Origin of the sequence: Streptomyces sp. NBC_00358, from assembly GCF_036099295.1 — a bacterium.
Lineage (GTDB): Bacteria > Actinomycetota > Actinomycetes > Streptomycetales > Streptomycetaceae > Streptomyces.
Genome location: NZ_CP107976.1, coordinates 5,925,872 through 5,951,865, shown reverse-complemented (window position 1 = coordinate 5,951,865; position 25,994 = coordinate 5,925,872). Strand labels below are relative to the sequence as shown.

Below are 25,994 nucleotides of genomic sequence, written 5' to 3'. Positions count from 1 at the left end.
CCATGTTTGACACGGTGCTTGTGGCCAACCGGGGCGAGATCGCCGTACGCGTCATCCGTACCCTGCGCGCGCTCGGCGTGCGCTCGGTGGCCGTCTTCTCCGACGCCGACGCGGACGCCCGGCACGTCCGGGAGGCGGACACGGCCGTACGGATCGGACCGGCGCCCGCGTCGGAGAGCTATCTGTCGGTGGAGCGGCTGCTGGAGGCGGCGGCCCGGACCGGCGCCCAGGCGGTGCACCCGGGCTACGGCTTCCTCGCCGAGAACGCCGCGTTCGCGCGGGCCTGCGCGGAGGCCGGACTCGTGTTCATCGGGCCGTCCCCCGAGGCGATCTCCCTGATGGGCGACAAGATCCGCGCCAAGGAGACGGTGAAGGCGGCCGGAGTCCCGGTCGTCCCCGGCTCCTCGGGCAGCGGTCTGACGGACGCGGAGCTGATCGCCGCGGCCGGCGAGATCGGCGTGCCGGTGCTCCTGAAGCCGAGCGCGGGCGGTGGCGGCAAGGGCATGCGCCTGGTGCGCGACGCCTCGGTCCTGGCCGACGAGATCGCCGCCGCCCGGCGCGAGGCGCGGGCCTCGTTCGGCGACGACACCCTTCTCGTCGAGCGCTGGGTCGACCGTCCCCGGCACATCGAGATCCAGGTGCTGGCGGACGGGCACGGGCACGTCATACACCTGGGCGAGCGCGAGTGCTCGCTCCAGCGCCGCCACCAGAAGATCATCGAGGAGGCGCCCAGCGTGCTCCTCGACCCCGCCACCCGGGCCGCGATGGGCGAGGCGGCCGTCCAGGCGGCCCGCTCCTGCGGCTACCGGGGCGCGGGCACGGTCGAGTTCATCGTCCCCGGCGGCGACCCGTCCTCGTACTACTTCATGGAGATGAACACCCGCCTCCAGGTGGAGCACCCGGTCACCGAACTCGTCACCGGCCTCGACCTCGTCGAATGGCAGCTTCGGGTCGCCGCCGGCGAGCACCTGCCGTACGCGCAGGAGGACATCAGCCTCACGGGGCACGCGGTGGAGGCCCGGATCTGCGCCGAGGACCCGTCGCGCGGCTTCCTCCCCTCCGGGGGCACCGTCCTCGCCCTGCGCGAGCCGCAGGGCGACGGAGTGCGCACCGACTCGGGCCTCTCGCGGGGCACCGAGGTCGGCAGCCTCTACGACCCGATGCTCTCCAAGGTCATCGCGTACGGCCCCGACCGCCCGACGGCGCTGCGCAAGCTGCGGGCGGCCCTCGCCGACACGGTCACGCTCGGGGTCCAGACCAACGCGGGATTCCTGCGCCGCCTGCTGGCCCACCCGGACGTGGTGGCGGGCGACCTGGACACCGGTCTGGTCGAGCGGGAGGCGGCCGGGCTGGTCCCGGCGGAGGTGCCGGAGGAGGTGTACGAGGCGGCGGCGGCCGTCCGGCTCGCCGAGCTGGCTCCGCCGGACGAGGGCTGGACCGACCCGTTCTCCGTGCCGAGCGGCTGGCGGCTCGGCGGCACACCGAAGCCGGTGGGCTTCTCCCTGCGGGTCCTCGACCCCGTGGAGTACACCCCGCGCGGCACCCACACCGTCACCGCCGACCGGGTCGCGGTGACCCTCGACGGAGTGCGCCACACCTTCCACCGCGCCGCCGACTGGATCGGCCGCGACGGCGACGCCTGGCAGGTGCGCGATCACGACCCGGTGGCCGCGTCGCTCACCGGCGCCGCGCACTCCGGTGCCGATTCGCTGACCGCCCCCATGCCGGGCACGGTGACCGTCGTGAAGGTCGCCGTCGGCGACGAAGTGACCGCGGGCCAGAGCCTGTTGGTGGTCGAGGCGATGAAGATGGAGCACGTCATCTCCGCGCCGCACGCCGGGACCGTCAGCGAGCTGGACGTCAAACCGGGCACGACGGTCGCCATGGACCAGGTACTGGCGGTCATCACCCCCGTGGAGGAGGCGGAGACGGCATGAGCACTTCCGAACTGGGCCTTCCGATGGCCGTACCGGCGCAGGGCCTGCCCGCCCGGGTGCGGATCTACGAGGTCGGCGCGCGCGACGGGCTGCAGAACGAGAAGGCGACCGTACCGACCGAGGTGAAGGCGGAGTTCATCCGGCGCCTCGCGGACGCGGGGCTGACCACGATCGAGGCGACCAGCTTCGTCCACCCGAAGTGGGTTCCCCAACTGGCCGACGCGGAACAGCTGTTCCCGCAGGTCGCCGACCTCCCGGTGGCGCTTCCGGTCCTGGTGCCGAACGAACGTGGGCTGGAGCGGGCGCTCGCGCTCGGCGCCCGGCACCTGGCCGTCTTCGCCAGCGCCACGGAGTCCTTCGCGAAGGCCAACCTCAACCGGACGGTCGACGAGGCGCTCGCCATGTTCGAACCGGTGGTGAGCCGCGCGAAGGACGCCGGCAGCACGGTCCGCGGCTATGTCTCGATGTGCTTCGGCGACCCGTGGGAAGGGCCCGTCCCGGTCCATCAGGTCGTCCGCGTGTGCAAGGCGCTGATGGACATGGGCTGTGACGAGCTGAGCCTCGGCGACACGATCGGTGTGGCGACACCGGGCCACGTGCAGTCCCTGCTCGCCGAACTGAACGAGGAGGGCGTGCCGACCAGCGCGCTCGGTGTGCACTTCCACGACACCTACGGCCAGGCGCTGTCCAACACCCTGGCCGCCCTCCAGCACGGCGTCAGCACGGTCGACGCCTCCGCGGGCGGCCTCGGCGGCTGCCCGTACGCGAAGTCCGCGACCGGCAACCTCGCCACGGAAGACCTCGTCTGGATGCTCCAGGGCCTCGGTATCGACACCGGGGTCGACCTCGGCCGCCTCACCGCCACGAGCGTGTGGATGGCCGGACAACTGGGCCGACCCAGCCCGTCCCGCACCGTCAAAGCCCTCTCCCACCAGGAGTGAACAGCATGTCCCTGGACCACCGGCTCTCCCCCGAGCTCGAAGAACTCCGCCGTACGGTGGAGGAGTTCGCGCACGACGTCGTGGCGCCGAAGATCGGTGACTTCTACGAGCGGCACGAGTTCCCGTACGAGATCGTGCGGGAGATGGGCCGCATGGGCCTGTTCGGGCTGCCGTTCCCCGAGGAGTACGGCGGCATGGGCGGCGACTATCTCGCCCTCGGCATCGCCCTGGAGGAGCTGGCCCGCGTCGACTCCTCCGTCGCCATCACGCTGGAGGCGGGCGTCTCGCTCGGCGCCATGCCGATCCACCTGTTCGGCACGGAGGCGCAGAAGGCCGAGTGGCTCCCCCGACTGTGCTCCGGCGAGATCCTCGGTGCCTTCGGCCTGACCGAGCCGGACGGCGGCTCGGACGCGGGCGCGACCCGTACGACGGCGCGCCTCGACCCCGAGACGGACGAGTGGGTCATCAACGGCAGCAAGTGCTTCATCACCAACTCGGGCACCGACATCACGGGCCTCGTGACGGTCACCGCGGTCACCGGCCGCAAGCCCGACGGCAAGCCGCTGATCTCCGCGATCATCGTCCCGTCCGGCACCCCCGGCTTCACGGTCGCGGCCCCGTACTCGAAGGTCGGCTGGAACGCCTCCGACACCCGTGAGCTGTCCTTCGCGGACGTGCGCGTCCCGGCGGCGAACCTGCTCGGCCAGGAGGGCCGCGGCTACGCGCAGTTCCTGCGCATCCTGGACGAGGGCCGCATCGCCATCGCGGCACTGGCCACGGGTCTCGCGCAGGGCTGTGTCGACGAGTCGGTCAAGTACGCCAAGGAGCGGCACGCGTTCGGACGCCCGATCGGCGCCAACCAGGCGATCCAGTTCAAGATCGCCGACATGGAGATGAAGGCCCACATGGCGCGCGTGGGCTGGCGCGACGCGGCGTCCCGTCTCGTCGCGGGCGAGCCCTTCAAGAAGGAGGCGGCCGTCGCCAAGCTGTACTCCTCGACGATCGCCGTCGACAACGCCCGTGACGCCACCCAGGTCCACGGCGGCTACGGCTTCATGAACGAGTACCCGGTCGCCCGCATGTGGCGCGACTCCAAGATCCTGGAGATCGGCGAGGGCACGAGCGAGGTGCAGCGGATGCTGATCGCCCGTGAACTGGGCCTCACGGGCTGACCCTTCGCGCACCACCAGTGCACCGCGGCCACCGCCGGGCATCCGCCCGCCGGTGGCCGCGGTGCGTCCTGGCACCGCCTGCGGGACTGCCGCCGGTCCGGGAGCCCCCGACGCCCGCGTCGCGTGCGCCACCTCCCCCGGGACATCCCTTAGGCCCGCACACCCGCGCGGAGGCCGACCGGGCCGAGACACGAGCGGACACCTGGTCGGCTTCGAGGCCGCATGGCGTTCTCCTTGCGTACGGCCTTCCGGGGACCGGGGTGGCCGTGACGGGCCGAGCCGCAGTCTGCGGAGCGGGGCGTCCCGAGGGGCCGGTGCGCTGCCCCCCGGGTGCACTCGCGGCCGGCGCGGGGCCAGGACCTGTCCGGCCGATCATGCCGCGGACGCGGCGTCCGGCACGTACATCTGCTGCGTTGTCGCATTCCTGCGACTCGATCGGCCGGACAGGTCCTAGTCGTTCAGGTGGGCGAGGACGAGGTCGGGGTCCTTGGCGGTGACGTAGGCGGCGCTCAGCACGTAGACGGTGTCGCCGCGCAGGGCGATGGACGTGGGGTTCTGCAGGCCGTCGGCCGCGGTCAGCACGATGGAGTGGCTGCCGTCGGGCTGCACGAGCGCGACCTCACTGGGGCCGTTGAGCGCGGCCAGCAGCCGGTCGCCGTGGCCGGTGAAGGCGAAGTCGTCGATTCCCGGCAGGCCGGTGGCCTCGGTCCGGACCGAACCGGCGCGCCCGTCGTGGCGGATGGGGATGCGCAGGATGGTGCCCTTGTCGAGGTTGGTGACCCAGACCGCGCCGTGATGGACCTTCAGGCCGTTGGCGCCGAGGAAGCCGGTGGAGGCCAGCTCGGGGGCAGTGGACCAGGCGGTGGGGGTGCCGCCGGTGGTGGGCAGGCTCCAGACGGTGCCCAGCACGGAGTCGGTGACGTAGAGGGTGTGGGTGCGCGAGTCCAGCGCCAGGCCGTTGGGAAGGCCGTCGGCGGGCAGCGCGGCGATCCGCTGGGGCTGTCCGCCCGGGCGCAGGCGCCACACACCGGTGAGGTCGGGAGTGCCGGTGGCGTAGAGGAAGTACAGGGTTCCGTCGTGGGCACGGACGATGCCGACGGTCAGCGGGAAGCCCAGGACCGGGGTGTGGACACCCCCGTCGGCGGGCTTGGGCAGGGTGGCCAGGATCCGGACGGTGCCCTTCGGGGAGACCTCGGCGATCTGGCGGCCCTCGGCGAAGGTGACGTACGCGGAGCCACCCGGTGCCAGGGCGATGTTCTCCGGCGTCTGGCCCTTGGCCAGGTCGAAGTGCATGGCGATCCGCGCGTGGCTCAGCGGGGCGGAGACGGCCGACGCCGCGACCGGACTGAGCGCCGTGGCGGCGGCCGCGACAAGGACGGCCGCCGAGACGGCGGGCGCGGAGAGTTTCTTGAACATGGTGTTCCTTCACTGGTTTTCGGGCATGCGGCGGCAACACGCCGACACACGCGTGGAGATCAGGTGGATTCGGCTCGGGGCCTGCGGCCCCGGGGGCTGATGCCGGCGGCCGTTCGCCGGTCGTGCCCGGGTGGGACGGGTGTCGGCACGTGCCGGCCGAGCGCCCGTCGGTGTTGTGTGCGGTCAGCCGACGTCGGCCCGTGACACCGGCTGCGCCGGGTCGGCCGGGACGGTGTCCTGGGTGATGACCTGGGCGAGCAGCGTCAGCGCGGCCCGTGAGGGCGAGCCCGCCTCCGTGGTGGCGACGACCGTGCTGGGGCCCGGCCCGTGGCTCAGGGTCTGCTGAACGACGGTCAGCGGGCCGACCAGCGGGTGCCGCATCCCGTAGGTGGCGACGGTGCACGCCTTGACCCGATGGTCGGCCCACATCGAGGCGAACTCGCTGCTCTTTGCGCTCAGTTCACCCAGCAGCGCGTGCAACGCCGTGTCCTGCGGATGCCGGGCCGCCACCAGGCGCAGATTCCCCACCACCGCCCTGGCCTTGCTCGGCCAGTCCGCGTACAGGTCGCGGGTGTGACAGTCGAGGAACACCAGTCTGGCCATGTTGGGACGCTGCGCCGTCAGGTCAGGGGCGCCAGGGTCCAGATGCCCGGCGAACAGCGCGTGGCCCAGGCGGTTCCACGCCAGCACGTCGCCGCGCCGGCCGAGCACGATCGCGGGAACGTCCGCCAGCACGTCCAGCAACTGAGCCGTCGCCTCCGTCACACGCTCCGGCGCAGGCCGCCGGCCCCGAGAGCGGTGCCTGTCCGCCCGGGCCAGGTCGTGCAGGTACCGCCGCTCGGACTCGTCCAGCCGCAGAGCCCCGGCGATCGCGTCCAGCACCTCGGGCGACGCGCTCAGCGACTGCCCCTGCTCAAGCCGGGTGTAGTAGGAGGCGCTCACACCCGCCAGCAGCGCCAACTCCTCGCGCCGAAGGCCCGGCACGCGCCGACGCTCCCCATAGGTGGGCATCCCGATGTCCTCGGGACGCAACTGGGAGCGCCGCGCCTGCAGGAAGTTCCCGAGCTGCGATTTTCCGGTCATGGATCCGAGTATGGGCGGACTCGAAACGCACAGCCTGCCCCAGCCGTGGATAGGCACCAGCCGGTCTGGCTCCCCGACAGGACCGGTGATGACGTGGGCGTCGCCGACCCGGCAACACCCCGCACGCACCCAGGAGTACGCCTTGAGCGCCATCACCAGCGAGCACGACCTCTTCGGGACTCTCGACGCAGCGGACTTCGCCTTCACCAGACGCGCATGGGTCGATGCCGCACCCGCCCGGGTCTATGACCTGGTCAGTGACGTGTCCGCGATCGGCCGCTGGAGCCCCAACGCGACCGACGTCACGTTCGACCAGGGCGCCGGGCCCCGGGCCGGCGCCTGGTTCGGCGGCCTCAATCGGAAGGACGGCAGGGAATGGACCACGCGCTCCCAGATCGTGCGAGCCGACCCCGGCGACACCTTCACCTTCGTGGTCGGCGGCATCGAGGACGGCATCGTGCGGTGGAGCTGGACCCTCCGCTCCCGGGGGCGCGGAACCGTCGTCGAGCAGTCCTGGCAACTGCTCCGTCTCGACCCGGTACTTGGCACCACCCGCGGCGACCTCGACGCGCTCCGCGACTACATGGCGAACAGTGTCGAGACCACCCTGCTCTCCCTCGCCCGATGGATCGCCGAAGAGTGAGGTTCCCGGGTGTGGCTTCGTCGACGGTGGCGGGCACGAGCGGCGCGCGGCCCGCGGGTTCGACCGCGGTGCGCCCCACCCTCTGGACAAGAACTGAGGTTAGGCTAACCTACCTTCGAACTCGTCCGGCGGGCGCTCCCGCCCCGTGCCGAAAGCAGCCACACTCATGCCCAACGCCCGTGCCACCCACCTCACCCGTCGCGGCATCCTCGCCGCGGGCGGCGCCCTCGGCCTCGGCGCCGTCCTCGCCGCCTGCGGCGACGACAACGCCTCGAAAAGCGGTGGCTCGGACTCGACCAAGGCCGCCGGGAAGTCCGGCCCGTGGACGTTCGAGGACGACCGCGGCACGACCGTGAAGCTGGGCAAGGTCCCGGCGAACATCGTCGCGTTCACCGGTGTCGCCGCCGCCCTGTTCGACTACGGCATCGAGGTCAAGGGCGTGTTCGGCCCGACGAAGACCAAGGACGGCAAGGCCGACGTCCAGGCCGGCGACATGGACATCAGCAAGCTGACGATCCTCGGCAACGAGTGGGGCCAGTTCAACATCGAGAAGTACGCGGGCCTCGCCCCCGACGTCCTGGTCTCGACGATGTTCGACACCGCGGGCACCCTCTGGTACGTCCCCGAGGAGTCCAAGGACAAGATCCTCAAGCTGGCCCCGAGCGTCGGCGTCTCCGTCTACGACGTCCAGATGCCCCAGCCGCTGGAGCACATGCTCGCGCTGGCCGGGTCCCTCGGCGCCGACGTGAAGTCCGCGAAGATCACCGAGGCGAAGAAGAAGTTCGAGACGGCCGCCGAGCGGCTGCGCAAGGCCGCCAAGGCCCGCCCGGAGATCAAGGTGCTGGCCGGCAGCGCGAGCCAGGACATCTTCTACGTCTCCGGCTCCAACCTCTCCATCGACCTGGAGTACTTCAAGGCGCTCGGCGTGAACATCGTCGAGCCCTCCGCCAAGGCACTGAAGGCCAGCGGCGGCTGGTTCGAGAACCTGAGCTGGGAGAACGTCGACAAGTACCCGGCCGACATCATCATCATGGACGACCGCACCTCGACCATCCAGCCGGCCGACATCACCGAGGCCACCTGGAAGAAGCTCCCCGCCGTCAAGGCCGGCCAGGTCATCGCCCGGACCCCCGAGCCGATCCTGTCGTACGACAAGTGCACCCCGATCCTCGACCGGCTCGCCGAGGCCATAGAGAACGCGAAGAAGGTCGCCTGACACCACCCTCCCGCCCCCTGACACCGATTCAGGAGCACTCATGACGACGGCCGTGGCCGCCCCGTTCCGTTTCTTCTCCCTCCAGGTCGTACGGACGAGGCGGCTCGGTCCGTCGCTGCTCCGGGTGACCTTCGCGGGGCCCGATCTGCAGGCGTTCCACTCCCATGGGCGCGACCAGTCCCTGTCCCTGTTCCTGCCGCACCCCGGCCAGAGCGAGCCGGCCGTGCCGATCGAACTCGGCGACGGATGGTGGCAGGGCTGGCGCGAACTGCCCGACGGCGTACGGGCGGTGATGCGCTCGTACACCCTGCGCGGACTGCGCCGCGATCCCGACGAGATCGACATCGACTTCGCGCTGCACGGCCTGGAGCCGGGTGCGGCCGCCCCGGCGGGGCCCGCCTCGCGCTGGGCGTCCGGCGCACGGGCCGGTGACCGCGTCGTCCTGCTCGGTCCCGCCGTCGAGGACAACCGGGCCATCCGCTTCCGGCCGCCCGCGGACACCGACCTCGTCGTCCTGTGGGGCGACGAGACGGCCGTCCCCGCCGTCTCCGCGATCCTCGAATCGCTCCCGGCGGGACAGCGTGTCCGCGCCTGGCTGGAGGTTCACCACGCCTCCGACATCCAGGATCTGGCGACCTCGGCGGACGCCGAGATCACCTGGCTCGTACGGGACGAGCGCTCCGGTGCGAGCTCCCCGCACTCCTCCATGGCGCTCGACGCCCTGCGCGCGGCCCAACTCCCGCCCACCCAGGCCCCGTACGCCTGGATCGCGGGCGAGTCCGGCCGCGTGAAGGAACTGCGCCGCCATCTCGTGCGCGAGCGCGGCATCGACCGCAGGCGGGTCACCTTCGTGGGCTACTGGCGCCAGGGGCTGACCGAGGAACAACTGCGGGAGCGCGGCGAGTAGTTCGCGGTCCCCCCGCGACGCTTCCCGGAAGTCCGGACCGGGCGGCGCGTCACGAAAGACACAGGTGGGGCGGGGTCGCACGGTCGACTTAGGTTAGGCTAACCTAAGTTGAACGTCGCGACTCCGCCCTTTCTCCTGTCCCGCTCGGACTCTCCCCCGCACGGAGGACCCCCACATGCGCTCGCACCTGCTCAATGACACCACCGCGGACCGGTACCGCCGCTCCGTGACCGAAGGGGTCGAGCGGGTGGCGGCCAGACTCGCCACCACCGACCGCCCGTTCACGGGCGTCACGGTCGACGACCTCGCTCCCCGCATCGAGCGGATCGACCTCGACAAGCCCCTGCACGACACCACGGCCGTCCTCGACGAGCTGGAGGAGGTCTACCTCCAGGACGCGGTCTACTTCCACCACCCCCGCTACCTCGCCCACCTCAACTGCCCGGTCGTCATCCCGGCCGTGCTCGGCGAGGCCGTCCTGTCCGCCGTCAACTCCTCACTGGACACCTGGGACCAGTCGGCCGGCGGCACCCTCATCGAGCGCAGGCTCATCGACTGGACCAACGAACGGATCGGCCTCGGTCCGGCCGCCGACGGCGTGTTCACCAGCGGCGGCAGCCAGTCCAACCTCCAGGCCCTGCTGCTGGCCCGCGAGGAGGCCAAGCCCGGCGGTCAGGACCAGGACGGGGAGCGAGCCGCGAACGGTCTCGGCAGACTGCGGATCTTCGCCTCCGAGGTCAGCCACTTCAGCGTCAAGAAGTCCGCCAAGCTCCTCGGCCTCGACGCCGACGCCGTCGTCGCGATCCCCGTCGACCACGACAAGCGCATGCAGACCGTCGCCCTCGCCCGCGAGCTGGAACGCTGCCGGCAGGACGGTCTCGTCCCGATGGCCGTCGTCGCCACCGCGGGCACCACCGACTTCGGTTCCATCGACCCGCTGCCCGAGATCGCGGAGCTGTGCTCCCAGTTCGGCGCCTGGATGCACGTGGACGCGGCCTACGGCTGCGGACTGCTCGCCTCGCTGAAGAACCGGGACCGCCTCGACGGCATCGAGCGGGCCGACTCCGTCACCGTCGACTACCACAAGTCCTTCTTCCAGCCCGTGAGTTCCTCGGCCGTACTGGTACGGGACGCCTCGACGCTGCGCCACGCCACCTACCACGCGGAGTACCTCAACCCGCGCCGCATGGTCCAGGAGCGCATCCCCAACCAGGTCGACAAGTCCCTCCAGACCACCCGCCGTTTCGACGCGCTGAAGCTGTGGATGACGCTGCGGGTGATGGGCGCCGACGGCATCGGCGAACTCTTCGACGAGGTCTGCGACCTGGCCGCCGAGGGCTGGGAACTGCTCGCCGCCGACCCGCGCTTCGACGTCGTCGTGCGGCCCTCGCTCTCCACCCTCGTCTTCCGGTACATCCCGGCCGCCGTCACCGATCCGGCCGAGATCGACCGCGCCAACCTGTACGCCCGCAAGGCCCTGTTCGCCTCCGGTGACGCCGTCGTCGCGGGCACCAAGGTCGGCGGACGCCACTACCTGAAGTTCACCCTGCTCAACCCCGAGACCACGACGGACGACATCGCCGCCGTCCTCGATCTGATCGCCGGCCACGCCGAGCAGTACCTGGGAGAGTCCCTTGACCGCGCTTGCTGAATCCACGGACACGACCTACGACTTCGTGGGGATCGGGCTCGGGCCCTTCAATCTCGGCCTCGCCTGCCTGACCGAGCCGATCGCCGAACTGAGCGGCGTCTTCCTGGAGTCCAAGCCCCACTTCGAGTGGCACTCCGGAATGTTCCTTGAGGGCGCGCACCTGCAGACCCCGTTCATGTCGGACCTGGTCACCCTCGCCGACCCGACGTCCCCGTACTCGTTCCTCAACTACCTGAAGGAATCGGGCCGTCTCTACTCGTTCTACATCCGCGAGAACTTCTACCCGCTGCGGGTCGAGTACGACGACTACTGCAGGTGGGCCGCGTCGAAGCTGAGCAGCGTCCGCTTCGGCGCCACGGTCGCGGAGGTGACGTACGAGGACGAGGTGTACGTCGTACGGACCGAGTCGGGTGAGCTGCTGCGCGCCCGGCGCCTGGTCCTCGGCACCGGCACCTCGCCCCATGTCCCGGACGCCTGCGCGGGACTCGGCGGCGACTTCATCCACAACTCCCGTTACATGCGGCACAAGTCGGAGCTTCAGGGCAAGGAGTCGATCACCCTGGTCGGCAGCGGCCAGTCCGCCGCCGAGATCTTCCACGACCTGCTGAGCGAGATCGACGTCCACGGCTACCGGCTGAACTGGGTGACCCGCTCTCCGCGCTTCTTCCCCCTCGAATACACCAAGCTCACCCTGGAGATGACCTCCCCGGAGTACATCGACTACTTCCACGCGCTGCCCGAAGCGACCCGCTACCGCCTCCAGTCGGAGCAGAAGGGCCTCTTCAAGGGCATCGACGGGGAGCTGATCGACTCGATCTTCGACCTGCTCTACCAGAAGAGCCTCGGCGGCCCGGTCCCCGCGCGGCTGCTCACCAACTCCTCCCTCGAAAACGCGCGTTACGACGAGGGCACGTACACCCTCGGCCTCCGCCAGCAGGAACAGGGCAAGGACTACGAGCTGCGCTCGGCCGGCCTGGTCCTGGCCACCGGCTACCGGTACGCCGAGCCCGCGTTCCTCGCACCGGTCCGCGACCGGCTCCGCTACGACACGCACGGCAACTTCGACGTGGCCCGCAACTACGCCATCGACACCACGGGGAGCGGGATCTTCCTGCAGAACGCGGGCGTCCACACCCACTCGATCACCTCACCGGACCTCGGCATGGGCCCGTACCGCAACGCGTCCATCATCCGCGAGCTGCTCGGCGGAACCGAGTACTACCCGGTCGAGAAGTCCATCGCGTTCCAGGAGTTCGCCATATGACCACCGCCACCGCCATCGGCGCCTTCACGGTCCGCCCCCTCGACCCCGTCGAGGACGCCCCGCTGCTGCACGGGTGGGTGACGCATCCCAAGGCCGCCTTCTGGATGATGCAGGAGGCGAAACTGCACGACGTGGAGCGCGAGTACATGGCCGTCGCCGCGAGCGAGCACCACGACGCGTTCCTCGGGCTGCTGGACGGCGAGCCCGTCTTCCTGATGGAGCGCTACGACCCGGCGTACGTCGAACTCGTCGGCCTGTACGAGCCGGAGCCGGGTGATGTCGGCATGCACTTCCTGGTGGCGCCGAGCGACACGCCCGTGCACGGCTTCACCCGGGCCGTGATCACCGCGGTGATGGAGTACCTGTTCGCCGACCCGGCGGCCCTCCGGGTGGTCGTGGAACCCGATGTGCGCAACACGGCCGTGCACGCCCTCAACGAGGCCGTCGGCTTCGTGCCCGAACGGGAGATCCGGAAGCCGGAGAAGCAGGCGCTGCTGAGCTTCTGCACCCGGGAGCGGTTCGCGAAGGCGGTGGCGGCATGACCCTCGCCGAGGACGTCGCCCATCTCTCCCCCGAGCGCTGGGCCCTCGCCAACCGTCTCCTCGTCCGCAAGGCGCTCGCCGAGTTCGCCCACGAGCGGCTGATCACCCCGCGGAGCCTGCCGGACGGCCGGTACGAGGTGCGCTCCGACGACGGGGACACCAGCTACCGGTTCACCGCCGTGCCGCGTTCCCTCGACCACTGGCAGGTGGCCGCGGAGTCGATCACCCGGCACCGCGACGGCGCCGAACTCCCGCTGTCCGCGCTGGAGTTCTGCATCGAGCTGAAGGAGTCGCTCGGCCTGAGCGACCAGGTCCTGCCGGTCTACCTGGAGGAGATCTCCTCCACCCTCTCGGGCACCTGCTTCAAACTCGCCAAGCCGCGGGTCCCGGTCCGCGAGCTGGCCGGCGCCGGCTTCCAGGCCATCGAGACCGGCATGACCGAAGGGCACCCCTGCTTCGTCGCCAACAACGGGCGGCTCGGCTTCGGAGTGCGGGAGTACCTCGCCTACGCGCCCGAGACCGCGAGCCCGGTCCGGCTGGTGTGGCTGGCGGCCCACCGCTCCCGGGCCGCCTTCACGGCGGGAGCCGGCATCGAGTACGAGTCCTTCGTGCGCGCGGAGTTGGGCGACGAGACGGTCGGGCGGTTCGCCCGGACGCTGACCGGACAGGGTCTCGACCCCGAGGACTACCTGCTCATACCCGTCCACCCCTGGCAGTGGTTCAACAAGCTGTCCGTGACGTTCGCCGCCGAGGTCGCCGAGCGGCGCCTGGTCTGCCTCGGCGAGGGCGACGACGAGTACCTGGCGCAGCAATCCATCCGGACGTTCTTCAACACGACGAACCCGGAGAAGCACTATGTGAAGACGGCGCTGAGCGTCCTGAACATGGGGTTCATGCGCGGCCTGTCCGCCGCCTACATGGAGGCGACCCCGGCCATCAACGACTGGCTGGCCCAGCTCGTCGAGAACGACCCGGTGCTGAAGTCGACGGGTCTGACGGTCATCCGCGAGCGGGCGGCCGTCGGCTACCGGCACCTGGAGTACGAGGCGGCCACCGACCGCTACTCCCCGTACCGCAAGATGCTCGCCGCGCTGTGGCGCGAGAGCCCGGTCGGCTCGCTCCAGGAGGGCGAGAGCCTCGCGACGATGGCGTCCCTCGTCCATGTCGACCACGAGGGCGCCTCGTTCGCGGGCGCGCTGATCGAGCGGTCGGGCCTGACGCCGGTGGAGTGGCTGCGCCGCTATCTGCGCGCCTACCTCACCCCGCTCCTGCACAGCTTCTACGCGTACGACCTGGCCTACATGCCGCACGGCGAGAACGTCATCCTGGTCCTGAAGGACGGCGCCGTGCGGCGGGCGGTCTACAAGGACATCGCCGAGGAGATCGTGGTCATGGACCCGCACGCGGTGCTGCCGCCGGCGGTCGAGCGGATCCGGGTCGAAGTCCCCGACGACCAGAAGCTGCTGTCCGTCTTCACCGACGTCTTCGACTGCTTCTTCCGCTTCCTGGCAGCCCAGTTGGCGGAGGAGGGCGTCCTCGGCGAGGAGGACTTCTGGCGGACGGTCGCCGAGTCGGTGCGCGCCTATCAGGAGGCCACGCCCGAACTCGACGACAGGTTCCGGCAGTACGACCTGTTCGCGCCCGAGTTCGCGCTGTCCTGTCTCAACCGGCTCCAACTGCGCGACAACCGGCAGATGGTGGACCTGGCGGACCCCTCGGGCGCGCTGCAACTGGTCGGCACCCTGAAGAACCCGATCGCCGGGTTCTGAGCACCGGGCTCCGCGAGGAGCCCCACGGACGGGCGGGCGCCCCGGAGACGGTCCTCCGGGGCGCCCGTCGGCCTTCCGGCTAGCGGGTCGGCCAGGGGACCTGGGGCGAGCGGTAGTAGCCGATGCCGAGGGCGTCCCAGCGCGGCCCCTGGGCGGCGAGCCGCACCTTGTAGGTGTCCCAGTCGTGCGTCGACGCGGGCGACCAGCCGAGTTCGGCGGCTCCGGGCAGCCTCGGGAAGGCCATCACGTCGATGTCGGCGGAGTCGGTGATCGTCTCGGTCCACAGGGGCGCCTCGACGCCCTTGACGGCCGTGGCGGGCACGCCGGGAAGGTAGCTGCCCGGGTCCCAGTCGTACGCCCGCCGCACTTCCACCAGACCGGCCCAGTCCTGGCCGAGCGGGGTGTCGGCGGTGTACTTCATGTCGAGGTAGAGCCGGTCCGCGGGCGACAGCACGAGCCCGGTCCCGTTCTGGGCGGCGTGGGCGACCTGCGCCTTCTCCTCGGCACCGGTGTCGTCGAGCCCCCAGTACTGGGCGATGGCTCCCTTCGCCGGGGTCGCCCCGGTGAGCTGGTGCCAGCCCATCACCTTCTTGCCGTACTTGGCGACGAGGGGCTGCACCTTGTCCATGAAGGTCACGTAGTCGGCGTGGCTGGTGGAGTGCGCCTCGTCGCCGCCGATGTGGAGGTACTTCCCCGGGGTGATCGCGGCCAGCTCGCGGATCACGTCGTCCACGAAGGCGTACGTCAGCGGCTTGTTCACGCACAGCGAGCTGAAGCCGACGTCGGTGCCGGTGTAGAGCGGCGGCGCGACGCCGTCGCAGTTGAGCCCGGCGTACGAGGCGAGGGCGGCGTTGGTGTGTCCGGGCATGTCGATCTCCGGGACGACCTCCAGATAGCGCGAGGAGGCGTACCGGACGATCTCGCGGTAGTCGGCCTTCGTGTAGAAGCCGCCGTGTCCGCCGCCGACCTGGGTGGAGCCGCCGTGGGCCGCAAGGCGGGGCCAGGAGTCGACGGCGATGCGCCAGCCCTGGTCGTCGCTCAGGTGCAGATGCAGCTTGTTGACCTTGTAGAGGGCCAGTTCGTCGATGTAGCGCTCGACCTGGGCGACGGTGAAGAAGTGCCGGGAGACGTCGAGCATCGCGCCGCGGTAGGCGTAGCGCGGGGTGTCCTCGATGGTGCCGCCGGCGATCAGCCAGGGTCCGTGCTGGACGGAGTCCTTCTCGACGGCGGCGGGCAGCAGTTGGCGCAGGGTCTGGACGCCGTGGAAGAGGCCCGCGGGCCGTCCGGCGGTGATGGTGACGCCCGACGCGGCGCTGGCGAGGCGGTAGCCCTCGTCGCCCAGCCCCTTGCCGCCGAGCCGGAGCCTGATCGCTCCCGCGCCGTGCGTGGTGACCGGCAGCCGGTATCCGGTGGAGGGCCGCAGGATGTCCGCGAGGTACGCGCCGACCGTGCGGGCCTCGCGCGAGTCGTCGACGCGGATGCGGGTGTCACCGGTGATGCGGTACGGGGATCCGCCCGGGTGGACGGAGGCGGGGGCCGGGACGACGCGGCCCAGCGGTGCGGCGGCCCGGTTGTGCGGTGCCGCGCCGGCGAGGGAGATACCGGCCGCCGCCACGAGCAGCAGCGTACCGAGAAGGCGGGGCGTTCTGTGGTGCTGTCTCACACGCGCTCCCTTCGGTCCGGCGAAGGTCTTCGGCCGTACAGGGCCGCGCTCTTCGCCGTGCCCTTCGAATTGGTCGAGACCACTCTCCCGCAGACGCGGTGGAACAATCCCCGTCATGGCGGAAATCATCCAGCGAGACGGCACGTGGATCTTCGAAGGCGATGCTCTGCGGCTGACCCCCGGACGGGACAAGAACGTCGGCCTGCTGCGCCGGGCACTGGGTGAACTCACCGTTCCGCTCGGCGCGTTGGCGGGAGTCTCGCTGGAGCAGGGCAGGAAGGCCGGGCGGCTCAGACTCCGGCTGCGCGACGGCGCCGACCCGCTGCTCCAGGCGACGGGCGGCAAGCTCGCGGAGCCGAACGATCCGTATCAGCTCACGGTGGAGGCCGACCGTTTCGGCGTCGCCGAGTACTTCGTGGACGAGGTGCGGGGCGCGCTGCTCCTGGACCAGGTGCCGTCCGACCCGGTCGACGGCTATCTGCTGCCCGGTCCGGCGGTGCCGCTGTCCGCGTCCGCCGGTGACGGCACCGCGAGCTTCGACGGTGAACGCGTCCGCCTGGAGTGGAACTGGAAGACGGAGGACGCCAAGTCCGCTTCGGGCACCCGCACCCTCGCCCTCGGCGACATCGCGGGCGTCGAGTGGCACCCGGCGGCCGGGCTGGAGAACGGCTGTCTGCGCTTCACCGTGCGCGGCGCCGACACCAAGGCGCCGCCGAAGTACGACCCCAACTCCGTGGAGCTGTGGGGCTTCAAGAAGGACCCGCTGATGGCGCTGGTCGCGGCGGCCGTGCAGGTACGGCTGCCGCACCCGGCGGCGGCCGTGCAGGACCGGCCGCCCGCGGGGCCCGCGCCGGCCGCGGCCCCCGACCCCGGTCCCGAGGCCGACCACGACGCCCTCCTGCGCAGACTGCGCGAACTCGGCGAACTGCACCGGGAGGGCGTCCTGACGGACGAGGAGTTCACCCTGGCCAAGCAGGCGGTCCTCAAGCGCCTCTAGGACGGGTGCTCGGGGACCGCCGCCGCGCGAGGCCGGCCACCGGCCAGGTGTCCCGGGTACGCCCCGCCTTCCGGGCGTACCCGGACACCTGTGCGGCCGGGTTCCTGTGTGCCGCGTGCGTGCCGGGGGAGCTACTTGGCCCGGCGGGCGATCGTGAAGTGGTCGACCTCCGCGCCGGTCTCCGCGATGCCGCGGACCTTCAGGGTGGCCAGCCGGCCCTTCGCGGCCGGGGTGACGTCGACGCGCAGGAACGAGTAGTTCAGGTAGCGCACGCGCGACCAGGTGACCGTCTCGTTCTGCTTGCCGTCCTTGAGGTTGACGAAGGAGGCGACGGACTCGACCTCGTTCTCCTTGCCCTCGTAGGACTCCGGGGCGGTGAACGCGTACAGGCTGCGGCCGGCCGCGCCCGCCGTCACGTACACGACACCGTCGGTCTCCGTGTACGCCGTGCCGCCGATCGGCAGCTTCCTGGTGACCGCGTTCGCCTTGATCACGTCCGTGCGCTCGTACTGGTGGTTGTGGCCGTTGATCACCAGGTCGACGGTGTACTTCTCGAACAGCGGCACCCACTCCTGTCGCACGCCCCCCTCCGAGGCGTGCGCCGTGGAGGTGCAGTACGCGCAGTGGTGGAAGAAGACCACGACGAAGTCGATGTCCCGCGCGGCCCGGTACTTCTTGAGCTGCGCCTCCAGCCACTTGGTCTGCGTGCCGCCCGAGATGCCGAGGTTGGCCGGGATCTCGAAGGAGATGTCGTTGGCGTCCAGCGAGATGATCGCCGTGTTGCCGTGGACGAAGGAGTAGACGCCGGGCAGGTTGGCCTTGTCGGGGCCGTTGTCGGGCAGTGTCCAGCGGGCCTCCTCGCCGCCGTAGCCGTTGGGCGAGTACCAGGCCTCCATGTCGTGGTTGCCGTACGCCGGCATCCACGGCACCTGCTTGGCGACCGTCTCGGTCTGGGCGAGGAACTGGTCCCAGATGCGCGAGTCGAAGCCGGTGTCCTCCTTCTTGCCCGCGCCGGACGGGTCCGCGTACGCGATGTCGCCCGCGTGCAGGTGGAAGGCCGGGTTCTGGGCGAGCAGCAGGGCGTCGTTGGCGAGGCCGTGGTAGCCGACGCCCTCGTCGCCGAAGGCGGTGAAGGTGAAGGGCTCGGCGCGGTCGGGCGCGGTGGTGAAGGTGCCGAGGGTGCCGAGGAGGTGGGGCGCGGCCGGGTCGAAACCGGCGTGGCCGACACCGTAGTAGTAGGTCCTGCCGGGGCGCAGGTGGGTGAGCCTGGCGTGGAGGTAGTACTGGGTGTGGTCGCCGCTCGCCCCTACGCCGGCCGGGGTGTAGAGGGTGCGCACCTCGGCCTCGATCTTCCGCGAGAGGTCCCAGGGGTGGGCGCCGATGCGGATGTAGGGCTTGGTGACCGCGGTCGGCACCTGCCAGGAGACGGTCATCTCGGTGCGGGGGTCGTTGCCGAAGGCGAGGTGGCGGCCGAAGGGGGCGACGAGGGCGCCGTCCACCTTCTCCGTCGAGGCCGGGGCGGCCGTCCGCCGCGTCGGGACGGCGGCCTGTGCGGTGCCGGGTACGAAGGCGCCGCCGGCGACGGCACCGAGGGTCACGGCGCCGCCTCTGATCATGTTGCGCCGCGAGAATCTGGCGCGAAGGTACTCGTGCTGCTCGGCCATGGTCATCTTCTCGGCGAGCTGCTCGGGTACGCCCATGCGTGGAGTGTCCATGGCACCAGAAGTTGCTCCTGGCAATCGACGCGGCGCAAGACGCCGGATGGACAGCCTGTAAACAGCACACCATAAGAGATCCAACACCTACTTGCCCGATATCGGGCAAGATTCTTGCGAAACGTCTTCCGGTACCCCAGGATCATCGAGTGCACGACGAACTCGTTGATCATTTGACGCGGTCGACGCCCCTGAACCGGGGCGAGGCGCTGCGAGTGATCCAGGACGTTCTCGCCTACTTCGACGAGACCACCCAGGAGTTCGTCCGTCGCCGTCACCGCGAGCTCCAGGCCCAGGGCCTGGTGAACACGTCGATCTTCGAACGGATCGAAGCGGACCTGAAATATCGCGCGGTCGCGCCGCCGGAGCTCACGCTCAGGCAGCTCCGCCGCATCGTTTACGGCTGAGGGACTCTACGTATATGTGCGGAATCGTCGGATACATCGGCAGGCGTGATGTGACCCCGCTGCTCCTCGAAGGCCTTCAGCGCCTGGAGTACCGCGGCTACGACTCGGCGGGCATAGTCGTGACCTCGCCCAAGTCGGCCGGCCTGAAGATGGTCAAGGCGAAGGGCCGCGTCCGCGACCTGGAGGCGAAGGTCCCCAAGCGGTTCGCCGGCACCACGGGTATCGCCCACACCCGCTGGGCCACGCACGGCGCCCCCTCCGACGTGAACGCGCACCCCCACATGTCCGGCGACAACAAGGTCGCCGTCGTTCACAACGGCATCATCGACAACGCCTCCGACCTGCGCAAGAAGCTTGAGGCGGACGGCGTCGAGTTCCTCTCCGAGACCGACACCGAGGTCCTCACCCACCTGGTCGCCCGCTCCCAGCAGGAGAAGCTGGAGGACAAGGTCCGCGAGGCGGTGCGTGTCATAGAGGGCACCTACGGCATCGCGGTGATGCACGCCGACTTCCCCGACCGCATCGTGGTGGCGCGCAACGGCTCCCCCGTCGTGCTCGGCATCGGCGAGAAGGAGATGTTCGTCGCCTCGGACATCGCCGCGCTGGTCACCCACACCCGCCAGATAGTCACGCTGGACGACGGGGAGATGGCCACGCTCAAGGCCGACGACTTCCGGACGTACACCACCGAGGGCACCCGTACGACGTCCGAGCCGACCACCGTGGAGTGGGAGGCCGCGTCGTACGACATGGGCGGCCACGACACGTACATGCACAAGGAGATCCACGAGCAGGTCGAGGCCGTGGACCGTGTGCTGCGCGGCCGTATCGACGACCGGTTCTCGACGGTCCACCTCGGTGGCCTGAACCTGGACGCCCGCGAGGCCCGCGCGGTGCGCCGCGTGAAGATCCTCGGCTGCGGCACCTCGTACCACGCGGGCATGATCGGCGCCCAGATGATCGAGGAGCTGGCCCGTATCCCCGCGGACGCCGAGCCGGCCTCCGAGTTCCGCTACCGCAACGCGGTCGTCGACCCCGACACCCTGTACATCGCGGTCTCCCAGTCCGGTGAGACCTACGACGTGCTGGCCGCCGTCCAGGAGCTGAAGCGCAAGGGCGCCCGGGTGCTCGGCGTGGTCAACGTGGTCGGTTCGGCGATCGCCCGCGAGGCGGACGGCGGCATGTACGTGCACGCGGGCCCCGAGGTCTGCGTCGTCTCGACGAAGTGCTTCACCAACACCACCGTCGCCTTCGCGCTGCTCGCCCTGCACCTCGGCCGCACGCGTGACCTCTCGGTCCGTGACGGCAAGCGGATCATCGAGGGCCTGCGCAAGCTGCCCGCGCAGATCGCCGAGATCCTGGAGCAGGAGGAGGAGATCAAGAAGCTGGCCGAGCAGTACGCCGAGGCCCGCTCGATGCTCTTCATCGGCCGCGTCCGGGGCTACCCGGTGGCTCGCGAGGCCTCGCTGAAGCTCAAGGAGGTCTCGTACATCCACGCCGAGGCCTACCCGGCCTCCGAGCTCAAGCACGGTCCGCTGGCGCTCATCGAGCCCGCGCTGCCCACCGTGGCGATCGTCCCCGACGACGACCTGCTGGAGAAGAACCGCGCCGCGCTGGAGGAGATCAAGGCCCGCAGCGGCCAGATCCTCGCCGTGGCGCACCGCCACCAGGAGAAGGCCGACCAGACGATCCTCGTCCCGAAGAACGAGGACGAGCTGGACCCGATCCTGATGGGCATCCCGCTCCAACTCCTCGCCTACCACACGGCGTTGGCGCTCGGCCGGGACATCGACAAGCCGCGCAACCTGGCCAAGTCGGTCACCGTCGAATAGTCGGCGGCCGGGCGGTCCGCCGCCCGAACGATCCACCACCGCATGATCCGCCGCGGCAACACCGTCCCCTGCCCGCGGCCGGACATGAACGATCCCCGTGCGCACCACCCGCGCACGGGGATCGCCCTTCAAGGGCCGGAGCCGCCCAATACCCCGACCCGCGCCGAGGTCAGCCGGTGGCCGTCACCCCCCGGCCGGCGGCGCGTCGCGGAAGGGCCGTGGGCCAGTGGGCGAGGGCCGCGGTAGCCGCGTACCAGGCGACGGCGCCAGCCGCGACGGCGAACCAGCCGCCGGCCTTGGCCAGGTCGGCGTTGTCGGCGAAGCGGCCGACGGCGAGAAGCAGCAGGGAGACGAAGAACAGTCCGTAGGTGCCCTGGCCGAGCACGTCGCCGCCCGCGAGGGTGAGCGACAGCACGACGAGTGCGAACAGCAGCAGGAAGAGTCCCGCCGCGTTGTCGGAGACCTGGCCACCGGCCGAGACGGCCCAGGTGAACCAGAGGGCACCGAGTCCCGTGAAGGCCGTGCCGTTCCCGGCGTCACGGTCGCGGAACGCGAGCAGTCCGGCGACGAAGAGCGCAACGCCGCCTACGTAGTGGGCCAGTGACACGGCGTCGGCCGCCGTCACTCCGTCGATCAGGTCGGTGTACCCGAGGCCGAAGGCCAGCAGGGTGACACCGAGCGCGAGTCTGCCGACGATGGTGGTGGTGCTTCCCGCAGAGACGTCATTGTCCACGGCGGGCTCCCTTCATGCCTGTGCAGTTGTGCTGCGTCGTACCGGTCGCCGCGTAGGACCGGCGTCCCGTATATTCCCTTCACAAAGGCACAAACACCTCTACGCGCCAGTAGGTTCACCCAGCGCGCACGGTCGCGCGAGGGCTTCCCCGGGGCCCGTCCCACCTGGGACGACAGCGCGTTACGGAATGACGATGACAGGACGCTTGGCGCGCTTGGCGAGCCGTCCCGCGACCGAGCCGAAGATGCGCCCGACGATGCCGTGCGTGGAGCCGACGACGATCGCGTCCGCCTCGTACTCCCGGCCCACCTCTTCGAGTTCGTGGCAGATGTCACCGCCGCGCTCGACCAGGATCCAGGGCACCTCGGAGAGGTATTCCGCGCAGGCGAGCTCCAGCCCCAGCACCTCGGTGCGGTGGTCGGGAACATCGACGAAGACCGGTGGCTCGCAGCCCGCCCACACCGTGGTGGGCAGCCGGTTGGCCACATGGACGATGATCAGGCCGGAGCCCGAGCGGTGGGCCATCCCGATCGCGTAGGCGAGGGCACGCTCGCTGGACGTCGAACCGTCGAAACCGACGACGACGCCGTGCTTGAAGGCGGGATCGCAGGAGTGGCGGAGTTCTTCCGCCGCCAGGGGCTCGGCCGCCGTGGGATCGGCGAGCGGGCGCTTGCGGTCCGCGGGATCGAAGAATTCGTGACCGGCCATGGATGTCTCGGCGTTTGGATCCTCGTGGTGGGGACGACAACGATCGGCAGAGCTGTGTCTGGGAAACATCTTCCCAACCCCATACCCCCAAGGGTACGGCGGCACGCCTCCTCTGCCCAGATCCCGCGCGCCTTACGCGGCATTCCAGGGAGCATGCACGAGAGGGCGCCCGTAACGCAATGGTTGCTGCCCCGTACAGGCGGTTTGCGCAAGGCACCCAGGGAATTTGCTCCGGCCTCCCGGGAACGGGGAGTCCTTTCGCCGTACGGAGCCGGACGGCTCCCTTCCGGGTGTACGCACCACCGGCCGGGCAGTGACCGGTCGGTCGAACACGCGTTGAACCGGTCGCAGCCGCCGCCATGGAGAACGGACGCCATGGCGGACACGGAGAACACCGGAGTACTAGGGAGCAGCACGTGCCCGGACCCGACAGCGCCCCGCATTCCTCCGCCCCCTCCACCCACTCCGTACCCGCGGCTCCCCTCCCGTCGCACGCGGCGCCTCCGTCCGGATCGCGATCGGGAACACGCTCCGGATCGCACTCCGGGCCGTGCGCCTCGACGCCACCGGTGGACACGGTGAGCGACGTGGTCCGCTGGGCGGCCTTCAGCTGCGTCCTGGTCCCGGTGATCCTCCTCTGGTACGGCTCCTCGCTCGCCGGCGCGGCCGGAACGGCCCTCGGACTGGCGGCCGTGACCGGAGCCTGTCTGCTCCTGCTGCGCCAGTCCGAGCGGGGGGCCGCACTCATGGCCGAGGAGCGGCTCCCGGCCGAGGAGCGCCGGGGCGGGGCGCGTTCACGCGCGCGGCAGCGGGCGCCGCAGCAGCGCGGACGGCACGGGAGGACCGGCCCGGGACGCGGGACCGCGGTGAACTCGGGGCGCGCGAGGGGCCCGGGAGCGGTGGCCGGGCCACGGGGCGGAAGCGGCACGGGAGTTCACCGTGGCGCTCGTCACGGCGGGGGAAACAAGCCGGTCGACTGACCGGTTTCCGCGTACGGCTACGCTTCTTTTCAGCCAACTTCTGGATGTGGCCCATCCCTTGCTCGAACGACCCCCCAACCCCCGTTCGACCTGCACCTAAAGGGGTGGGGATGGCGCGCGCACCCTACGTGGATTGGCCACTGCCACGAGGCGCACTTCCCTGCGGCGCCCACGAGTGCAACGCTTCGTGATCGAATGCTTCACGCCAAGTTGCCATGTCGACATTCTGCGGAGTACCGAACTGGTCACCTTGGCGCCAGCGAACACAGTAGATTCGATCTTGTCTTACGGCGGGGGACTCGTGCAGGACCGAGGGGAAACGTGCAGGAGCGACACAACCGAGGAGCCGCGACCACCGAGGGGGGCTTAGCAGGATGAGCCACGACTCCACTGCCGCGCCGGAAGCCGCGGCCCGGAAGCTGTCCGGGCGACGCCGCAAGGAGATCGTCGCGGTGCTGCTGTTCAGCGGCGGCCCCATTTTCGAGAGTTCCATACCGCTGTCGGTGTTCGGGATTGACCGCCAGGACGCCGGCGTGCCGCGCTACCGCCTTTTGGTGTGTGCCGGCGAGGAAGGCCCGCTGCGGACCACAGGGGGCCTGGAACTCACCGCACCACATGGCCTGGAAGCGATCTCCAGGGCAGGCACGGTCGTCGTGCCCGCCTGGCGGTCGATCACCTCGCCACCACCGGAGGAGGCGCTCGACGCACTGCGCCGTGCTCATGAGGAAGGCGCCCGCATAGTCGGGCTGTGCACCGGCGCCTTCGTGCTCGCCGCGGCCGGCTTACTGGACGGCCGTCCGGCGACGACCCACTGGATGTACGCCCCGACCCTGGCCAAGCGCTATCCGTCGGTGCACGTCGATCCCCGCGAGCTCTTCGTGGACGACGGCGACGTGCTGACATCGGCGGGGACGGCGGCCGGAATCGACCTCTGTCTCCACATCGTGCGGACGGACCACGGCAACGAGGCGGCGGGCGCGCTGGCCCGGCGTCTGGTGGTCCCACCACGGCGCAGCGGCGGCCAGGAGCGCTACCTCGACCGGTCGCTGCCGGAGGAGATCGGCGCCGACCCGCTCGCCGAGGTCGTCGCCTGGGCGCTGGAGCATCTCCATGAGCAGTTCGACGTCGAGACGCTGGCGGCTCGCGCCTACATGAGCCGCCGCACCTTCGACCGCCGGTTCCGCTCGCTCACCGGAAGCGCTCCGCTGCAGTGGCTGATCACTCAGCGCGTCCTGCAGGCGCAGCGTCTCCTGGAGACCTCCGACTACTCGGTCGACGAGGTCGCGGGCCGCTGCGGCTTCCGTTCGCCGGTCGCGCTGCGGGGTCACTTCCGGCGGCAGCTGGGTTCGTCCCCGGCCGCGTACCGGGCGGCGTACCGCGCACGCAGGCCGCAGACCGACCGCTCCAGCGATCCGGACGGCCCGACGGGCCCGCTCGGACCACCGGCGTCACTGCACCAGGAGCATTCGGGCCCGGTCCCGATGCAGACCCGGCGCACCGCGACGGCCGGCGCCCTGGGCGCCGCCGCGGCTCTGTCCGCGGAGGCGATGCGGGAACGCCCGGAGCTGTACGCCGCGGGCAGGCCGAGCCTGCCCGGACAGCGCAGCGCGCCGTAGTCCGGCGACCGGCCGACACGCGGGGCCCGCACCTTCGGGTGCGGGCCCTTCGCGTGCGGGCCCGGCGCCGGCACGATCCGCCGCTCCGCCGGGGCGCACGGGCGGGTCCACCTGAGCGGGGCGGGCCGTAGGGTGAGACACATGAACGATCGCATGGTGTGGATCGACTGCGAGATGACCGGACTCTCGCTGTCGGATGACGCGCTCATCGAAGTGGCCGCTCTGGTCACCGACTCTGAGCTGAACGTGCTCGGCGACGGTGTGGACATCGTGATCCGCCCGCCGGACGCGGCCCTGGAGACGATGCCGGACGTGGTGCGCCAGATGCACACGGCCTCCGGCCTGCTGGAGGAGCTCGCCGGGGGCACGACCCTGGCGGACGCCGAGGAGCAGGTCCTCGCCTACGTGCGTGAGCACGTCAAGGAGCCGGGCAAGGCCCCGCTCTGCGGGAACTCCGTCGGCACGGACCGCGGCTTCCTGCTGCGCGACATGGCGACGCTGGAGGGCTACCTCCACTACCGGATCGTGGACGTGTCCTCCGTCAAGGAGCTGGCCCGGCGCTGGTACCCCCGGGCGTACTTCAACAGCCCGGAGAAGAACGGCAATCACCGCGCCCTGGCGGACATCCGCGAGTCCATCGCCGAACTCCGCTACTACCGCGAGGCCGTCTTCGTCCCGCAGCCCGGCCCCGACTCGGACACCGCCCGCACCATCGCGGCCAAGCACGTCCTGCCCGCCGAATAGGCCTTTGACGGGGCCCTGATGGGCCCCGGAAAAAGCCGTGCGCGAGCACCCCTCCAGA

General features: G+C 70.6%; 22 protein-coding genes. 16 read left to right on the top strand and 6 right to left on the bottom strand.

Features of this window, described 5'->3' with window-relative positions:
• Window positions 1-2 precede the first annotated feature (2 nt).
• The 3 genes from OHT01_RS25370 to OHT01_RS25360 are packed head-to-tail and all read left to right on the top strand — an operon-like array spanning window position 3 to window position 4,050.
• On the top strand, window positions 3-1,937 hold the full coding sequence (locus OHT01_RS25370) for an acetyl/propionyl/methylcrotonyl-CoA carboxylase subunit alpha (protein ID WP_328555416.1): 1,935 nt from the start codon (window positions 3-5) through the stop codon (window positions 1,935-1,937).
• Complete coding sequence (locus tag OHT01_RS25365) at window positions 1,934-2,878, top strand: hydroxymethylglutaryl-CoA lyase (protein ID WP_328555415.1); 945 nt, start codon at window positions 1,934-1,936, stop codon at window positions 2,876-2,878. Before OHT01_RS25370 ends, OHT01_RS25365 begins: the two co-directional genes overlap by 4 nt.
• An 11-nt stretch (window positions 2,879-2,889) precedes the next feature.
• Window positions 2,890-4,050, top strand: a complete 1,161-nt coding sequence (locus OHT01_RS25360; protein ID WP_328558258.1) for an acyl-CoA dehydrogenase family protein — start codon at window positions 2,890-2,892, stop codon at window positions 4,048-4,050.
• A gap of 450 nt (window positions 4,051-4,500) precedes the next feature.
• Here OHT01_RS25360 and OHT01_RS25355 read toward each other — a convergent pair whose 3' ends face one another.
• Both OHT01_RS25355 and OHT01_RS25350 read right to left on the bottom strand, forming a co-directional pair.
• A complete protein-coding gene (locus OHT01_RS25355; protein ID WP_328555414.1) occupies window positions 4,501-5,466 on the bottom strand; it encodes an SMP-30/gluconolactonase/LRE family protein in 966 nt (321 codons plus the stop codon).
• Between the two features lie 183 nt (window positions 5,467-5,649).
• Window positions 5,650-6,549, bottom strand: coding sequence for a helix-turn-helix domain-containing protein (locus OHT01_RS25350; RefSeq protein ID WP_328555413.1), 900 nt, complete (start codon window positions 6,547-6,549; stop codon window positions 5,650-5,652).
• Window positions 6,550-6,691: 142 nt separating this feature from the next.
• On the opposite strand from OHT01_RS25350, the gene OHT01_RS25345 reads away from it, so the two are divergent.
• The 7 genes from OHT01_RS25345 (at window position 6,692) to OHT01_RS25315 (ending at window position 14,541) form a co-directional block, all read left to right on the top strand.
• Window positions 6,692-7,192, top strand: coding sequence for an SRPBCC family protein (locus OHT01_RS25345; protein WP_328555412.1), 501 nt, complete (start codon window positions 6,692-6,694; stop codon window positions 7,190-7,192).
• Window positions 7,193-7,358: 166 nt separating this feature from the next.
• Entirely contained in the window at window positions 7,359-8,408 is a 1,050-nt protein-coding gene (locus OHT01_RS25340) for an ABC transporter substrate-binding protein (RefSeq protein ID WP_328555411.1), read from the top strand.
• Window positions 8,409-8,448: 40 nt separating this feature from the next.
• Entirely contained in the window at window positions 8,449-9,315 is an 867-nt protein-coding gene (locus OHT01_RS25335; protein ID WP_328555410.1) for a siderophore-interacting protein, read from the top strand.
• A gap of 175 nt (window positions 9,316-9,490) precedes the next feature.
• Window positions 9,491-10,966, top strand: coding sequence for a lysine decarboxylase DesA (desA, locus tag OHT01_RS25330; protein ID WP_328555409.1), 1,476 nt, complete (start codon window positions 9,491-9,493; stop codon window positions 10,964-10,966).
• Window positions 10,950-12,230 (top strand): lysine N(6)-hydroxylase/L-ornithine N(5)-oxygenase family protein, encoded by a 1,281-nt coding sequence (locus OHT01_RS25325; protein ID WP_328555408.1) that lies wholly within the window; start codon window positions 10,950-10,952, stop codon window positions 12,228-12,230. Before desA ends, OHT01_RS25325 begins: the two co-directional genes overlap by 17 nt.
• Complete coding sequence (locus OHT01_RS25320) at window positions 12,227-12,772, top strand: GNAT family N-acetyltransferase (RefSeq protein WP_328555407.1); 546 nt, start codon at window positions 12,227-12,229, stop codon at window positions 12,770-12,772. Before OHT01_RS25325 ends, OHT01_RS25320 begins: the two co-directional genes overlap by 4 nt.
• Window positions 12,769-14,541, top strand: coding sequence for an IucA/IucC family protein (locus OHT01_RS25315; protein ID WP_328555406.1), 1,773 nt, complete (start codon window positions 12,769-12,771; stop codon window positions 14,539-14,541). The genes OHT01_RS25320 and OHT01_RS25315 overlap by 4 nt, the downstream gene beginning before the upstream one ends.
• A 79-nt stretch (window positions 14,542-14,620) precedes the next feature.
• On the opposite strand, the gene OHT01_RS25310 is transcribed toward OHT01_RS25315, so the two are convergent.
• On the bottom strand, window positions 14,621-16,204 hold the full coding sequence (locus OHT01_RS25310; protein ID WP_328555405.1) for a beta-N-acetylhexosaminidase: 1,584 nt from the start codon (window positions 16,202-16,204) through the stop codon (window positions 14,621-14,623).
• Between the two features lie 115 nt (window positions 16,205-16,319).
• On the opposite strand from OHT01_RS25310, the gene OHT01_RS25305 reads away from it, so the two are divergent.
• Window positions 16,320-17,201 (top strand): DUF4429 domain-containing protein, encoded by an 882-nt coding sequence (locus tag OHT01_RS25305; protein WP_328555404.1) that lies wholly within the window; start codon window positions 16,320-16,322, stop codon window positions 17,199-17,201.
• A gap of 131 nt (window positions 17,202-17,332) precedes the next feature.
• Here the strand turns inward: OHT01_RS25305 and OHT01_RS25300 are convergent, their stop codons facing one another.
• Window positions 17,333-18,901 carry a purple acid phosphatase family protein gene (locus OHT01_RS25300; protein ID WP_328558257.1) on the bottom strand — a complete coding sequence of 523 codons (1,569 nt, stop codon included), beginning with the start codon at window positions 18,899-18,901 and terminating at the stop codon, window positions 17,333-17,335.
• Between the two features lie 164 nt (window positions 18,902-19,065).
• On the opposite strand from OHT01_RS25300, the gene OHT01_RS25295 reads away from it, so the two are divergent.
• Both OHT01_RS25295 and glmS read left to right on the top strand, forming a co-directional pair.
• A complete protein-coding gene (locus tag OHT01_RS25295; RefSeq protein WP_328555403.1) occupies window positions 19,066-19,323 on the top strand; it encodes a hypothetical protein in 258 nt (85 codons plus the stop codon).
• Between the two features lie 14 nt (window positions 19,324-19,337).
• Window positions 19,338-21,155 (top strand): glutamine--fructose-6-phosphate transaminase (isomerizing), encoded by a 1,818-nt coding sequence (gene glmS / locus OHT01_RS25290; RefSeq protein ID WP_328555402.1) that lies wholly within the window; start codon window positions 19,338-19,340, stop codon window positions 21,153-21,155.
• Window positions 21,156-21,324: 169 nt separating this feature from the next.
• Here the strand turns inward: glmS and OHT01_RS25285 are convergent, their stop codons facing one another.
• On the bottom strand, window positions 21,325-21,888 hold the full coding sequence (locus OHT01_RS25285; protein WP_328555401.1) for a GPR1/FUN34/YaaH family transporter: 564 nt from the start codon (window positions 21,886-21,888) through the stop codon (window positions 21,325-21,327).
• A 180-nt stretch (window positions 21,889-22,068) separates the two neighbouring features.
• Entirely contained in the window at window positions 22,069-22,596 is a 528-nt protein-coding gene (locus OHT01_RS25280; RefSeq protein WP_328555400.1) for a universal stress protein, read from the bottom strand.
• A 578-nt stretch (window positions 22,597-23,174) separates the two neighbouring features.
• On the opposite strand from OHT01_RS25280, the gene OHT01_RS25275 reads away from it, so the two are divergent.
• From OHT01_RS25275 to orn, 3 genes are all read left to right on the top strand, one after another.
• Complete coding sequence (locus tag OHT01_RS25275) at window positions 23,175-23,576, top strand: hypothetical protein (protein WP_443043434.1); 402 nt, start codon at window positions 23,175-23,177, stop codon at window positions 23,574-23,576.
• 374 nt (window positions 23,577-23,950) lie between these two features.
• On the top strand, window positions 23,951-25,192 hold the full coding sequence (locus OHT01_RS25270; protein ID WP_328555399.1) for a helix-turn-helix domain-containing protein: 1,242 nt from the start codon (window positions 23,951-23,953) through the stop codon (window positions 25,190-25,192).
• Between the two features lie 141 nt (window positions 25,193-25,333).
• The gene (orn, locus tag OHT01_RS25265) at window positions 25,334-25,936 is read left to right on the top strand and encodes an oligoribonuclease (RefSeq protein ID WP_328555398.1); all 603 of its coding nucleotides are present in this window, start codon (window positions 25,334-25,336) and stop codon (window positions 25,934-25,936) included.
• Window positions 25,937-25,994: the final 58 nt, after the last annotated feature.

Excerpts from the sequence above, each read along its gene's own strand:
- OHT01_RS25370 (WP_328555416.1), top strand. The coding sequence starts at position 3 with ATGTTTGACACGGTGCTTGTGGCCAACCGGGGCGAGATCGCCGTACGC.
- OHT01_RS25365 (WP_328555415.1), top strand. The coding sequence starts at position 1,934 with ATGAGCACTTCCGAACTGGGCCTTCCGATGGCCGTACCGGCGCAGGGC.
- OHT01_RS25355 (WP_328555414.1), bottom strand. The coding sequence starts at position 5,466 with ATGTTCAAGAAACTCTCCGCGCCCGCCGTCTCGGCGGCCGTCCTTGTC.
- OHT01_RS25350 (WP_328555413.1), bottom strand. The coding sequence starts at position 6,549 with ATGACCGGAAAATCGCAGCTCGGGAACTTCCTGCAGGCGCGGCGCTCC.
- OHT01_RS25340 (WP_328555411.1), top strand. The coding sequence starts at position 7,359 with ATGCCCAACGCCCGTGCCACCCACCTCACCCGTCGCGGCATCCTCGCC.
- OHT01_RS25335 (WP_328555410.1), top strand. The coding sequence starts at position 8,449 with ATGACGACGGCCGTGGCCGCCCCGTTCCGTTTCTTCTCCCTCCAGGTC.
- desA (WP_328555409.1), top strand. The coding sequence starts at position 9,491 with ATGCGCTCGCACCTGCTCAATGACACCACCGCGGACCGGTACCGCCGC.
- OHT01_RS25320 (WP_328555407.1), top strand. The coding sequence starts at position 12,227 with ATGACCACCGCCACCGCCATCGGCGCCTTCACGGTCCGCCCCCTCGAC.
- OHT01_RS25315 (WP_328555406.1), top strand. The coding sequence starts at position 12,769 with ATGACCCTCGCCGAGGACGTCGCCCATCTCTCCCCCGAGCGCTGGGCC.
- OHT01_RS25305 (WP_328555404.1), top strand. The coding sequence starts at position 16,320 with ATGGCGGAAATCATCCAGCGAGACGGCACGTGGATCTTCGAAGGCGAT.
- OHT01_RS25300 (WP_328558257.1), bottom strand. The coding sequence starts at position 18,901 with ATGGGCGTACCCGAGCAGCTCGCCGAGAAGATGACCATGGCCGAGCAG.
- glmS (WP_328555402.1), top strand. The coding sequence starts at position 19,338 with ATGTGCGGAATCGTCGGATACATCGGCAGGCGTGATGTGACCCCGCTG.
- OHT01_RS25280 (WP_328555400.1), bottom strand. The coding sequence starts at position 22,596 with ATGGCCGGTCACGAATTCTTCGATCCCGCGGACCGCAAGCGCCCGCTC.
- OHT01_RS25270 (WP_328555399.1), top strand. The coding sequence starts at position 23,951 with ATGAGCCACGACTCCACTGCCGCGCCGGAAGCCGCGGCCCGGAAGCTG.
- orn (WP_328555398.1), top strand. The coding sequence starts at position 25,334 with ATGAACGATCGCATGGTGTGGATCGACTGCGAGATGACCGGACTCTCG.